The following is a 12,518-nucleotide window of genomic DNA, read 5'->3' as shown; positions in this document are numbered from 1 at the left end:
CGGTTACGAGACTTGCCGCTTCGCGCGCGCCAGGATGTTGATCGCCGCATTCACATCCCGATCTAACGTTGTACCGCATTGCTTACAGCGATGGATACGTTCGGCAAGCGTTTTCTTCACGATGTGATGGCATGTGGAGCAACACTGCGATGTATAGCGCGGATCGACACGCACCACTTGACGACCGGCGCTTTCAGCCTTGTACGTCACGAATTGTACGAGTCCGAGTCATGAAAAACCCTGATCTCATAACGAGACCAGGGCTGCAACTCGACTTTTGAAGTGCTAGAATCGTTTAATCAATTAACGGTGACATTCGTCGTCCGTTGACTCGAGTTTCCTGCTTGATCCGTCACCGTAACTTGAACGACATGGGTTCCTAACTGACCTGCCCAATTCAATGCTGTTCCCGGCACGTAAGGCTGGCCATCGACAGTAACCACCTGTGAGGCAACACCGGATAAGCTATCTCCGCTTACAACAGTCAGCGTAACGGGCTGGCTGTCATCAAACACCGCGCCCTCCATCAGCGGATCTCCGTTCGCCGATACCGTAAACGTCGGCGCAATCTTATCGGACTTCACTATTATGGATTTGGCGGTTTCTGCATTGCCCGCCTTATCTATCGAGCGATACTGCACATCATAGATGCCGTCACCAAGCACAAGCGGTGAAGGGTATGCTATAAAGCCAATCGTCGGTGGCGTGCCGTAAACGCTCTGTACGACGGTTAACGCATATTGGGTCGCATGGATACCGGCAATGTCATATGAGGCTGAGAGCGAAACCGTGACGTCCGATTTATACCATCCCCCCGATCCGGCCGTTCCGGCCACAGCTGCAGAGCTTACGGGCGGAGTGGTGTCCGGCTGCCACTTGGCGTATAGGACGGTATCCGCTTCGACTGGTTTGCTGAAATCAAACTTGTGCGCATACGTGGCGTCGAACCAGCCTAAGAAGGCATAAAATTCTTTTGTCCGCGTCGGAGGTGTAACCTTTGCGCCGAGCGACATTCCGTCTGCATTGACCGCCATCGTTTGTTCGAATGCCCCATCTTTAAAGGTAACATTATGGCTCGCGTTATAGCTGCCTTCCGTCACATATACCGAAATCGGCAAGGAAAGACCATCGTCCAATTTAACAAAGAAGGCTCCTTTCCCTTTTGCCGGTTGACCCGTTAATACATTAAACTTCGAATTAGCAAGGTCAACCAGACCTTTTGTTATGGTAGTTCCGAATTGTCCACCCATGAAATTTTTACCGATTTTCTTGGGGTAGCCGGTTACAGTGAGCACCAGGTCGACACCCTCTGTAATCGTGCCGCTGGTACCGCCTGCAGCATTTGTAACGGTAAACCAAACATTATCGTTGTTCTTCCGTAGATTATATTCGGTTCCGGTCGGAATACCGTTCGTTTTGATCGTGACGGTTTGAGTTGTATTCCCTGTAATGTTGACCTGATATTTGTTGCCATCTGACCTTAAAGCGGTTGGTCTGGTAGGAATGATCACATCTTTGCCGCTTTCGATAGCTCCAATATCAGGTGCGGAGCCTGAGTACGAAGCACTGGTTACAAAGTTAGGAATCGTGGTGCCCGCGTCAAAACCGAGACTCCCGCTCGTTTGGCTATAATCCCCTTCCGTTCTGTTGGAGAATGTCGCCTTTTTGCTCGAATCGGGTGCTATAGCCGTTCCGGTCTTTACCCCGGTAATCCCGTGAGGCTCAACGATCGGCACAGGTCCGCCGGTACTGGTATTATTCGTGGATGTCGAAGCTCCGTTAAGCAAGTCGTAATCGTAGCTAACGCCGGGATAATTGTACATATGTTTAAGCGTAATTACGTTCTGGCCGCCAACAGGACTATCTTGGGATTCAATGATATTATTCCGATAATACGGTCTGTATAATTGAGCGTCTTTCCGGGTTATATGACCCATTGGACTAATGATCGTATTGTTAAACAGATAGTTAACGCCCAATCCCATTCTCCAATCAGCAGGATCTGTTCCGTGCTTGGTTACTCCTGTAACCAATCCCCATTCGTCACCCAAGTTCGTGATCAGATTTCTAAACACATACACGGGACCTATATAAACCGAATCCATCCCTAAGCCGCCAGACATGCCCTCTATTTTGTTGTTGTAAAACCTTACGTTCATATTCGAGCCTTCTAATTCCATGCTGTCGGCTTGACCAAACGCCAAATAGTTTCCGTATACGTCGGAATCGACCCCGATACCGCCGTCTGTATCGTGATTTCCGTAAGTTTCAATGAGAGCGTTAAAACGGTGATCGTCGCTTCCGACAATGTCGTTGTATCGAATCACGACGCCTACTCCTCCTCTTGCATACATGCCGCTTACACCTTGCGGATGTTTTTCATTCCATTCGAAGAACCCCGGCACATTTTCGTACCATCCTCTACCTCCGCCAGCATTCCATGCATTGGATTTTGTTCTTGCATTATGAATAAAGTTTTTTTCAATGACGAGATAACTTGCGTCGCTTACATGGATACCCGAGTCATTGTTGACAGGCGTGGCGTTGGCAGAATAAACTTGCCCTGTGCGCAGGTCAACAGCCAGATTCGGATTTGAATTGTTGACTATCGTTTGCTTTCCCAAGTAGAGGGTTGCTTCTCTTCCGAAACCGGAAATATCACTATTGATAATTCGGATGTGGTGACTGGAACTGAGAACCGAGATCCCGCTCCTTTTGCCTCCCCGGATGATTAAGTTTTCCAAAATCACATATTCGGACTGCGCGATCATGACCGCTTCCCAAAATTCATCGGTTACTTCGATCACAGTAGTTCCGTCTCCGATAATACGGATATATCCGCTTGCTGTTCCTCTCAACCCTTGAACGGACAGCGGTTTACCCGGCTCATAGATGGATGAGATAGGGATGTCCCTTGCGATCGGGACGTCTTCTTTCCATGTTCGGATTATATCGGTGTACGTAGAATTGTCCTTAAGGACTTTCACTTGCACTTCATATTCCGTGTCGGGCTCAAGACCGATGATAGAGCCTCTGAAATTCCTGTTAGCCGAATCGTATGCCAGTGAAAGGCCTTCTTCCCATGCCACAGCTCCTACTTTCCTGAAACGCACCTCATTTGCAGGATCAAGGGGAACTTGCATGGTGTTAGGAGATGCAACTGGAAGCGTATATGTAATTGAATCTCCGGCCGTATAACCGAAATAATCCAGATACACGCTTATATTATTGAACGTACTTCTTAGATGATAGGTGTAGTCGGGTATACTGTTACCGCCCCCGACAACTGTGGAAATGGTGGTTTTAAACCACTTATCCGGCGTGATGCCGTCTGAGTATTTAATTCTAACGCGAATGATTTCGTTGCCGGGGCCGCCCGCATAACTAATGCCTCCTTCAAAGGCGCCTATTTGCCGCATTATAACCGGGCTTAGGCATTTCAAGCCAAGCGTTGCCCGTATTTCTCGGTTTAGCAGGGATGACATAGTTGGCTGGATCCGCCGACTTCCGCCATACCGTTACTACAGCATTCGGATCGCTAAGCGGAATCCTATAATAGCCGTCTCTCGATTTTCCTACGGCTGTTATATCAACACCAGGCACGGCTGTAGGTATAGCAGCCTCATCGGTAAGATGCCGGTTTTCATCATAGAGAACTTCCGCCGTATTGCTCCCAGCATTCCACGTATATGTGGCTTCAAACGCATACATGAGCGTATCCAATGGGATAAAACTTCTATAGCCGTCTTTAAAGGGCATTGCGGTAGTAATGGTTGTAGTCGTTGAACCGTTATTTACTGTTACTTGGTTGCTTCCGTATGCGGCTGTCATTTTATAGTAATCATTTTTTAAAACAAATTGAGTGTGATCGGTAGTTTCATAAAATACCGAATATAGATAATGAGCCATTGCCTCGGCGGATACCCATATTTTACCGTCGTTAAATTGGGGCGGTAAATCCGATTTCACTAATTTGCCGTTCACCGTTATATTGATCGGCGAGGCCGGGTTTGTAATTGTAATAGGCGCATGCGTATATCCCGCCCATATCGAAGTAGGAAAAACAAGTGAAATAAGTAAGGCAACAACAAAAATAAATTTCATCCTTGGTTTCACCTTGTTGGTCATTTCAATAACATCCTCCCTTTCGATTTGCTGATTGCCTCGGGAATATCTTGTTGCCAGTAAATCCATCCGATTACGACAGCGCTTACAACGAAGCATGGCTCGAGATGATCCGCCATCGCGTCCACGATCATGGCTTGATCCGTTCCTGCAGTCGGATTCTCTACTCACAGGTCTTATAAAATATAAAGTACTATTCACCCCTCCTTTCTGACAGTTTCACAGGGATTGTGTCGCAATGGGAACGGAATGTCGTCGAGTTAATAAAACCATAAAACAACCGCTCCATTCTATTCAATCAATCATTTTCCAATCGGTCCTTATTATTCTACAAGCCCCGGCGTTTTTCACCATTCCAGGTTGGTCTTTTTTTTCACAATGCACTCAAATTCTACAATGGGTACAATTCAGCCTCTCGAGCAGCAGCTCACGAAAAGCCTCGCTGTCTACATCGATACAGGCCTCGACATTTCCGCGAGTGTTTCCCAAGTCCAGCCATATGCTCTCTTCCGGAGCTATTGCAACGGTTTGGCCGGTACCTACACGGTGATCATACTCGACCGTTACTTTCATTTTTCGGGTGGTAACCAACGAACGGTTCAACAATAGGGAGACGGCTAATGGATCTTGCATATGTGTTTTATCTTGGCCGGTTTGACGGATATCCGGTCTCTTGGTGCGAATCACTTCAAACCATTGTTCTACCATGTTCGCCAGCATTTCGTTCAGCGGATTTCCTGATTTTCGCAACAGGTCGCATTCATTTTGCGTGAATCTCACCTTCATAGTAACGTCTAATCCAACCATCACAATCGGTGCTTGGGATGAAAACACGACGGAAGCCGCTTCGGGATCGCGCTTTACGTTAGCTTCGGCAGGGTTCAGCCCCGCTCCGTTGCCCCCCAGTCGGTGAGCTCCCCCCATCAGGATAATTTCCTTGACAAATTTGATGATCCTGGGCTCCCGGACCATGGCCACGGCCACATTGGTCAGTGGACCGAGAGCCACAAGTGTGATTTCCCCGGGATTGTCCATAATGGTCTTGATCATGAAGTCAACCGCATGCCCTTTCCATTCCCTTCCGATGTCAACACCTTCATCCTCGCGACCGGCCTCCCAAGGCAATCCGTCAATGGTATGCCCGCCAGGACGATTGCACAGCATCGTTTCGCTTAATCCGGGATAAACGTCAATGTCATCCCTTCCTCCCAAATGCAGGATCTTTTGTGCGAAGCGGGCGCGCGGTATTGCATCTCTATAAACTGTGGTCACGCCTTCCAGCTTGATTTCCGGTGAGTTCATGGCGAGCGCAAGGGCTATAGCATCGTCCGGGTCCCCTCCGAGTACGGCCCCGGTTCCAATATCCGTATCGATTATGATTCTGTTCGCAAACATCTCTTCATTCATACTCTCGCCCTCTTTCCACGATGAACCACTCGCGGATTTCACACGACCGTGCGCCGTGAATCACATAGGGATCATGGGTGGCGAGCTCTTCGGCTTCTTCCAGCGTCTCCGCCCGGTATTGGTTGATTTCTTGATCTATCAAGGGCAACGTGACGACAAAATGTTTCATAGTTAGATTCTCCTTCTCCCAGCAGTTACACTACTCCTACAACTCGGCCAGCATCCCTCCGTCGATGACCATCCCGGAACCAATAATAAACTTGGCTTCATCACTGGACAGGAAACAAATCAGATTCGCGATCTCTTCAGGTTTTCCGATTCGGCCCAGCGGTTGAGAGTCTTTCCATGCTTCGTTCAGATCCGCATGAAACAATCCCCCCAATTCCGCATATCGATTCAACATGCCGGTATCGGTAGCGCCCGGAAGGACGGCATTCACGCGGATCCCCTGCTTGGCATAATCGATGGCCATGCTTCGGGTCAGCGCCATCAAGCCTCCCTTGGAAGCGGCGTAGGCCGCATAATTGCGTATCGTAGCTTGAGCATGAACCGAAGCGACATGGATGATCACGCCCCCACCTGTATCGATCATAGGCGGAATCCCGTATTTCCCGAGCAGAAAGGCAGAAGTTAGATTGACATTGAGGGTCGTGTGCCACTCCTCGATCGATAAATCCACGACTCCCCGTAAGGATTCAATGGCGGCGCTATGGACGATCCCGTCCAGCCGCCCGTAGGTATTTATCGTGGTATGGATCAAGTTCCGAATATCGTCATGCTGCCCGACATCCGTCTTCACGAACAGCCCAAGTCCCGCCAGACCATCAATCTGCTCCAGGGTCTCTTGGGCATTCATCTCCGACCGGTTCGCGATGACTACGCGAGCCCCTTCGCCAGCCAACCGTATAGCGGTTGCCCGCCCGATTCCGGTCCCTCCGCCGGTAACGATGAACACTTTGTTATCAAATCTCATGGCATCGCATCCTTCTTTACGGATTCAGAATGATTTTGCTGAAAGGGGATTTCCCCTCCACTAAATGTTGAAAAGAGGCGGGGCCTTCCGTCAAGCTGCCGGTAGCCGTCCACGGCTCCATTCGGATATGACCTCCGGCCAACAACTGAACCGCTTGCCCAAAATCCGCGTTGGAATACGAATAGGAACCGATGATGGATACCTCTTGCCGCACAAGGTGGCTCATCAGGATCGGCGATTCCTCATGCCCCAAGCCGACCATAATGATTGTGCCGCCGGAATTAATCAGTTGCAGAGCTTGGTTGCGAGTGGCCGTCACGCCCACACAATCAATGATCGTATCGATTCCTTGCGGCAAGCAGTCATTCGCTCCGTTGCCCAATCGTTCCGGCGTGACAACGTCCGCCCCCAGCGCCTTGGCATGGTGCATGCGCGCCTCTTGCCTCTCCACGACCAGAACTCGATTAGCTCCCATCCTCATCGCTGCTTGCACGGTGAGCAGCCCGATGGCTCCGGCGCCGAATATAAGGACATCCTCAAACGGCTGGAGACCCAACTTGACGGCATGGATGCAAACCGCGAGAGGCTCAGCCAAAGAGGCTAACGAAGCGTTCATCTCCTTGGGAACGGAGTACAAATTGCTCAAAGGTACCGCTACATACTCGGCAAAGGCACCGGGCCGATGAATGCCGATCAACTCGCGCCTGCTACAAAGATTTTGTTTGCCTTGTATACAGCGATCGCAGCTCCCGCAGGAGATAAGCGGATTCACAACGACCTTGTCCCCTACGGACCATTCGGATTTGTGGCTGGATTGTCCGACGACTTCGACGATTGTTCCGCAGAACTCATGGCCCATGATGAGCGGAGGAATCCTCACGCTGCTATGGCCCAAATACCCTTCCAATTCGCTCCCGCAAATGCCTACGGCTTCCACTTTGATCAAGGCTTCGGTCGGGCCTGCCTTCGGCAGCTCTTGCTCTTCGACGCTTATTTGCCGCGGTCCGTGATAAACCAAAGTTTTCATGATTTCCTACACCTCTACCCCGTTCACGATATGCTTGGGACGCTCGCCGCTGAATATTCGTTTAATTTCCAGAGCTGCATGTCGCTGCAGCCGGTTTAACGAGCTTTCCGAGTACCAGGCGCAGTGGCTCGTGATGAAACAGTCGTCGAATTGGAGAAGCGGACTGCTCATCGGAATCGGTTGCTCTTCTAATACATCCAAGGCCGCTCCTGCGATTTTTTTGGTTTTCAACGCATCCACTAAACTTGCGGTTTTGATCACTCCGCCCCTGGATGTGTTCACCAAGTAAGCGGTTGATTTCATTCGCTCAAAGGCTTCCTCATTAAATAGATGTTTGGTCTCCGGCGTTAAGGGAAGATGAACCGAAATCATATCGCTTCGTTCCAGCAAGGAATGCCAATCGACCTTCTGTGTTCCCCACTCGTTACAAACGGTTTCCGGCACATACGGATCGTAGGCGATCGTGTCGATGCCGAAGCTTTGGGCTCTCCTTGCCACATCTTTTCCGATATGGCCGAAGCCGGCGATTCCGAGCGTTTTCCCTTGCAAGCCCATAATCGGTCGGCACGGAGTTGTTTGCCACACCCCTCGGCGCACCTGGGAAACAATTTGGGGGATTTTCCGAACGCTCGAGAGCAAGAGCGACATCGCATGATCGGCGACTTCCCCCGTCCCATAATCCGGTACGTTGACAACGGGAATATTTCGTTCTTTTGCCGCTTGAATATCCACGCTATCGACACCGACGCCATACCTTACGATGATTTTGCAACGCTCCAAGTTCTCGATGACTTCTTTGGTGATCGGCGCTCTTTCGATTAAAATCGCATCCGCGTGTCTGGTTAATTGCATCACTTCATCCGGCGTTTTGCATTGTCCCGTTACAAATTCAAAGCCCATAGGAAGTAACACATCTTCTTCCTGATGCAAATCAGGAAAGCCATAGTCGGTCACCGCTACCGTATACTTGGTCATCTCATCAACCTCTCCTTTTTGCGTTGACTATAGCCGGACCATACTCTCCTGTGGTAACCGGAATATACTTCACCATATTCATATCCTCGGATTCAAAGGCATGCTCCCACATCTTGCCGTACATTTCCTTCAAAAGAGCTTCCGATTCCGGACGGTCCGCAATATTGTGCATTTCATACGGATCCGATTCCAGGTCATATAGCTCGTCAAAGTCGGTAGGATTATAGACGAACTTATAGTTCTTCGTCTTGACCATCCGGCTGGTATAGTATAATTCAGTACCGTTGCATTGGGCGTATATGCTGTCCCGCCAGTTATCCGGCGTTTCACTGGACAGAAACGGAACCAGGCTGCGCCCGCTCGTTTTGCCCAGCGGTTCCGCTCCAGTAAGTTCGATTAATGTAGGAGCTATATCCATGAGTGTCACGAATTGTTCGACGGCTCTCCCCGGACTTTGGACAAGCTTGGGAGAGCTCATAATAAGAGGAACGCGATACCCTTCATCGAACATGCTGATTCCTTTGCAATATAACCCGTGGGCTCCCGCATGTTCGCCATGATCCGATACGACGATTATCAGCGTATTGTCCATCTGGTTGTTGCGAGCCAAAGCATCCAGGACTTCCCCGAATAAATCGTCAACTAGCGTGCAGTAGCCCCAATAATGCGCAATGGATTCCTTCACCTCCTCTTCACCTAATTGGCTGAACACCTTGCGCATGCGTTGATAAATGCGGGGTTTATCCTCCATATCGTCCTCGTAATTGGGCGGCAGATCGATCTGATCGGGATTATACATCGTGGCGTACTTTTCCGGGATGATGAATGGATCATGCGGACCGTTCGGTCCGATATACATGCACCAGGGATCAACACTATCTTGCAGCCGATCCAATTGCGAAATGGCTTGATGCACGCATTCATAGTCGTCTAGCTCGGAGTAGGATTGGTCCGAAGTGCCGTAAAGGGTATAGCCTCCCCATCCGGGACGCAAGATTTCCCCGCGTTTTCGGCTTCTTTGGCCGCTTTCGCAGATCATTTCCCGATACGCTTTTCTGCGTGATCCATTGTCCAGTTCCTGTTCCTTCAGGTACAATTCCGTCCACCCTCTGGATTGCGGCGTTTCTGTGGCTGAGACGTGCCACTTTCCGGCATAGTACATTTGATAACCGCCCTCCGCCAGTTTCTCGGAAAAGGTCTCGATCCCGGGGGTGAGTTGGTTATGAATCGCTTGATCGTTGGAAACGTTGTTGTAGACCCCATGCTGGGAAGGATAAAGACTTGTCATGAAGGAAGCCCTGGCCGGACAGCAATGGGCCATAGGCGGATACGCGGAGTGAAAACTAACGCCGGCTTCTTTGATTTTATCCATGTTCGGGGTTTTACAGGGGTGACCGGGAAATGTGATTTGGGCCTGCATTTGATCCGGCATAAAGATCAAGATGTTGGGACGGGTCTCGTTTTTCAACTGCTTTTACCTCTCCTATTCTTCATGGTTTAGGGAAAACCGCACCGGATACAGATGCGGCTTTCCACAATGAACTGAAATTATTTCTTGTTCTTTTTATTGTAGTCTGCCATATATTCAGTCAGCATTTTGTCTCCGCCGGTTTTGCGCCATTTCTCGATTTCCTTCTTGAAACCGGCTTCGTCAATTTTGCCCATAATAAATTGGGTGGCCGCATCCGTGATGATTTGTTCCAGTTCCTTTCCGCGTTCCATGTAGGTTGCAGAGGTCAATGTCTTGGACGCATCAAAAACACCGTATTTTTCATCATCTTTGTCGCTGCGATCCGATTTATCCAATAGAGCATGCTGTTTGGGCGGCATTGTGTTGTGAAATATCCAGGTTTTCAGAAACTGGTTGCGTAAATCGGAAACATCCTTAAGGAATAATGCGCCGTCGGTGGTGAGCGCTTTGCCGTCTTCAACTTTGTAGTGCTTTCCGTTGACCCCTCTCGCGAGCAGGGTCGCCATTTCCGGTTCCGCGAGCTTGTCGAAGAAGGCGAGAATGCGAAGTAGCTCTTCCTCTGTTTTCACGGATGATTTAGGAATAAGGGTCAAGGTTTCCGTATTGATCTCCCCAACCACTTTTTTGCCCTTCGGCCCCTCGAACGCTGTGAAAAAATCCACTTCCGCTTGAGGCACCGGTTTGACCAGAACGGCATATAAGTTATAAGCGTTGCCGGAAACGGCTAGAACCATGCCCGACTTGCCTGTAGTGAATGCGCTTTGCGTTTGAGCTCTCGTGGCGACCGCAAAATCCTGATTCATCAGTTTTTCGTCATATAAACGCTTCATGAATTTCAAAACATCCATGTACTCTTTGGTCTCAAAATCGGGAATCAATTTTCCGCTTTCGATCGCAAATTTGTTTGGACCGCCATGCATCACAACGATGTTGTTGAGCTTGCCTAAGCCTTCCATGGATAGGCCAACTGTATCATTAGCGCCATTTTTGTCCGGATCATTTTGTGTATACGCTTTTAAGACTTGATAAAGCTCCTCTAAGTTTTTCGGCTCCTTCAAACCTGCATTCTTAAGCCAATCGCTGCGGTAAATGAGGGATTGTCTGGTAATCGGCCGTGAAGAGGGAATTCCATACACTTTTCCATCGATCTCAGTATGATCGAAATACGCTTTATTGAAAGTGGATAAGTTTTTGAATTTGGACAAATGCGGACCAACTTCCCAAAACATGCCGGATTTCATGGCACTTTGAATCGTAGGACTAAAGTTTGCATTCACGACCTTAGGCAGCTCTCCGGATGCAATCATCAAATTGATTTTGTCGGCATAAGCAGCCAAGGGAATCCACTGAATGGACAGGTTGGTATTCGTGAATGCCTCCATCCGTTTCTCGATTTCATTCCCTTCAGCGGGCGGTTCTTGCGCAGCCAGCGCGGCCATAGTGAGCTCGAGGGGCTTTTCCTCCTTCTTGACTGCACTTCCTTCCGGTTTATCCGTGCTGCTAGTACCGGCGGTGGAGCAAGCTAGGGTCGTCAAGAGCATCGAAGCAACAACCATCCCTTTAACCGATAACCATCCTTGCTGTTTCATTGACAAATGCTCACCCTCTCTTTGTAATAAAATCGGTCCCTTCTGATTTCCAGACCCTCACTGCCGATTCGTTCGTTCCCCCCCCCCTCAAGACTAGCCTTTTACCGATCCCAACAGAACGCCCTTAGCAAAATGCTTTTGCAGGAACGGATACACCATTAGGATCGGTGCCGTCGCAAAAGTGATCACTGCCATTTTCACGGTTTCCGCCGGGAGTATGGCATCCTCCAGCGAAGACGAATCCGCGAAGCCGGATTGCGCTAAGATGACAATTTGCCGCAGCATAACTTGGATCGGCCATTTATCGGAATCGTTCAAATAAATGATGGCGTTGAAATAGCTGTTCCAGTGTCCGACTGCATAGAATAAGGCAAAAGTGGCCAATGCCGGTGCCGACAGGGGAAGCACAATGCGGAGCAGAATCCGCATATCGTTCGCGCCGTCGATCTTGGCGGATTCCTGCAGTCCATCCGGAATTTGCTGAAAGAAGTTTTTCAGAATAATCAGGTTGAATGCGCTGATCGCATTCGGGATCATTAGGGCCCACAAGGAATTGATCAGACCTAGTGACTTGACGACGATATAGGTGGGAATCAAGCCGCCTGTAAACAACATCGTAAATAGCACGAGAATAAGCAAGGTTCGTCTTCCGCGCAGACGATGATGGGCAAGCGGATACGCCATCAAGGAAGTGAGTATCAGATTGATCAGTGTTCCTACAATGGTCACGTACAACGAAATCATCATGCTGCGAACGAGTGTATTGGTCGAAAAAATATACTTGTATGCATCAAGCGTTACATCAGTCGGAAAAAGCAAGAACGTTCCCTTCGCAACAATATGTTCCGATGAGAAGGATGCGGAGACGATATAAACAAAGGGAAGTACCGCCGATAAACCGATCAAGGTCAAAAGAATGACATTGAATGCGTCAAACATACGACCCCCGAG

Annotated in this window: 11 protein-coding genes; all 11 read right to left on the bottom strand. The window is 49.3% G+C overall.

The window, feature by feature from the left end; genetic code table 11:
* Positions 1 to 3 precede the first annotated feature (3 nt).
* The gene (locus D7M11_RS38200) at positions 4 to 210 is read right to left on the bottom strand and encodes a zinc ribbon domain-containing protein (RefSeq protein WP_120751188.1); all 207 of its coding nucleotides are present in this window, start codon (positions 208 to 210) and stop codon (positions 4 to 6) included.
* Between the two features lie 89 nt (positions 211 to 299).
* On the bottom strand, positions 300 to 3,419 hold the full coding sequence (locus tag D7M11_RS31130; RefSeq protein ID WP_120751187.1) for a hypothetical protein: 3,120 nt from the start codon (positions 3,417 to 3,419) through the stop codon (positions 300 to 302).
* Positions 3,397 to 4,128, bottom strand: a complete 732-nt coding sequence (locus tag D7M11_RS31125; RefSeq protein ID WP_120751186.1) for a stalk domain-containing protein — start codon at positions 4,126 to 4,128, stop codon at positions 3,397 to 3,399. The genes D7M11_RS31130 and D7M11_RS31125 overlap by 23 nt, the downstream gene beginning before the upstream one ends.
* Before the next feature lie 381 nt (positions 4,129 to 4,509).
* On the bottom strand, positions 4,510 to 5,532 hold the full coding sequence (locus tag D7M11_RS31120; RefSeq protein WP_120751185.1) for a nucleoside hydrolase: 1,023 nt from the start codon (positions 5,530 to 5,532) through the stop codon (positions 4,510 to 4,512).
* Positions 5,525 to 5,701, bottom strand: coding sequence for a hypothetical protein (locus D7M11_RS36810; protein ID WP_168928337.1), 177 nt, complete (start codon positions 5,699 to 5,701; stop codon positions 5,525 to 5,527). The genes D7M11_RS31120 and D7M11_RS36810 overlap by 8 nt, the downstream gene beginning before the upstream one ends.
* Positions 5,702 to 5,737: 36 nt before the next feature.
* Positions 5,738 to 6,505 carry an SDR family NAD(P)-dependent oxidoreductase gene (locus D7M11_RS31115; RefSeq protein ID WP_120751184.1) on the bottom strand — a complete coding sequence of 256 codons (768 nt, stop codon included), beginning with the start codon at positions 6,503 to 6,505 and terminating at the stop codon, positions 5,738 to 5,740.
* Between the two features lie 16 nt (positions 6,506 to 6,521).
* The gene (locus D7M11_RS31110) at positions 6,522 to 7,532 is read right to left on the bottom strand and encodes a zinc-dependent alcohol dehydrogenase (protein ID WP_120751183.1); all 1,011 of its coding nucleotides are present in this window, start codon (positions 7,530 to 7,532) and stop codon (positions 6,522 to 6,524) included.
* Positions 7,533 to 7,538: 6 nt separating this feature from the next.
* Complete coding sequence (locus tag D7M11_RS31105; RefSeq protein WP_120751182.1) at positions 7,539 to 8,507, bottom strand: C-terminal binding protein; 969 nt, start codon at positions 8,505 to 8,507, stop codon at positions 7,539 to 7,541.
* Positions 8,508 to 8,511: 4 nt separating this feature from the next.
* Positions 8,512 to 9,948, bottom strand: a complete 1,437-nt coding sequence (locus tag D7M11_RS31100) for a sulfatase family protein (protein ID WP_275671750.1) — start codon at positions 9,946 to 9,948, stop codon at positions 8,512 to 8,514.
* 107 nt (positions 9,949 to 10,055) lie between these two features.
* Complete coding sequence (locus D7M11_RS31095; protein WP_120751180.1) at positions 10,056 to 11,567, bottom strand: extracellular solute-binding protein; 1,512 nt, start codon at positions 11,565 to 11,567, stop codon at positions 10,056 to 10,058.
* Between the two features lie 93 nt (positions 11,568 to 11,660).
* Positions 11,661 to 12,506 carry a carbohydrate ABC transporter permease gene (locus tag D7M11_RS31090; protein WP_120751179.1) on the bottom strand — a complete coding sequence of 282 codons (846 nt, stop codon included), beginning with the start codon at positions 12,504 to 12,506 and terminating at the stop codon, positions 11,661 to 11,663.
* Between the last annotated feature and the right edge of the window lie 12 nt (positions 12,507 to 12,518).

Origin of the sequence: Paenibacillus ginsengarvi, assembly GCF_003626695.1 — a bacterium.
Taxonomy (GTDB): Bacteria; Bacillota; Bacilli; order Paenibacillales; family NBRC-103111; genus Paenibacillus_AB; species Paenibacillus_AB ginsengarvi.
Note: the sequence above shows the minus strand (reverse complement) of the source record. Positions and strands in the feature narration are given on the sequence as shown.

Excerpts from the sequence above, each read along its gene's own strand:
- D7M11_RS31095 (WP_120751180.1), bottom strand. The coding sequence starts at position 11,567 with ATGAAACAGCAAGGATGGTTATCGGTTAAAGGGATGGTTGTTGCTTCG.
- D7M11_RS31115 (WP_120751184.1), bottom strand. The coding sequence starts at position 6,505 with ATGAGATTTGATAACAAAGTGTTCATCGTTACCGGCGGAGGGACCGGA.
- D7M11_RS31110 (WP_120751183.1), bottom strand. The coding sequence starts at position 7,532 with ATGAAAACTTTGGTTTATCACGGACCGCGGCAAATAAGCGTCGAAGAG.
- D7M11_RS31125 (WP_120751186.1), bottom strand. The coding sequence starts at position 4,128 with ATGACCAACAAGGTGAAACCAAGGATGAAATTTATTTTTGTTGTTGCC.
- D7M11_RS31120 (WP_120751185.1), bottom strand. The coding sequence starts at position 5,532 with ATGAATGAAGAGATGTTTGCGAACAGAATCATAATCGATACGGATATT.
- D7M11_RS31090 (WP_120751179.1), bottom strand. The coding sequence starts at position 12,506 with ATGTTTGACGCATTCAATGTCATTCTTTTGACCTTGATCGGTTTATCG.
- D7M11_RS36810 (WP_168928337.1), bottom strand. The coding sequence starts at position 5,701 with ATGAAACATTTTGTCGTCACGTTGCCCTTGATAGATCAAGAAATCAAC.
- D7M11_RS31130 (WP_120751187.1), bottom strand. The coding sequence starts at position 3,419 with ATGCGGCAAATAGGCGCCTTTGAAGGAGGCATTAGTTATGCGGGCGGC.
- D7M11_RS31105 (WP_120751182.1), bottom strand. The coding sequence starts at position 8,507 with ATGACCAAGTATACGGTAGCGGTGACCGACTATGGCTTTCCTGATTTG.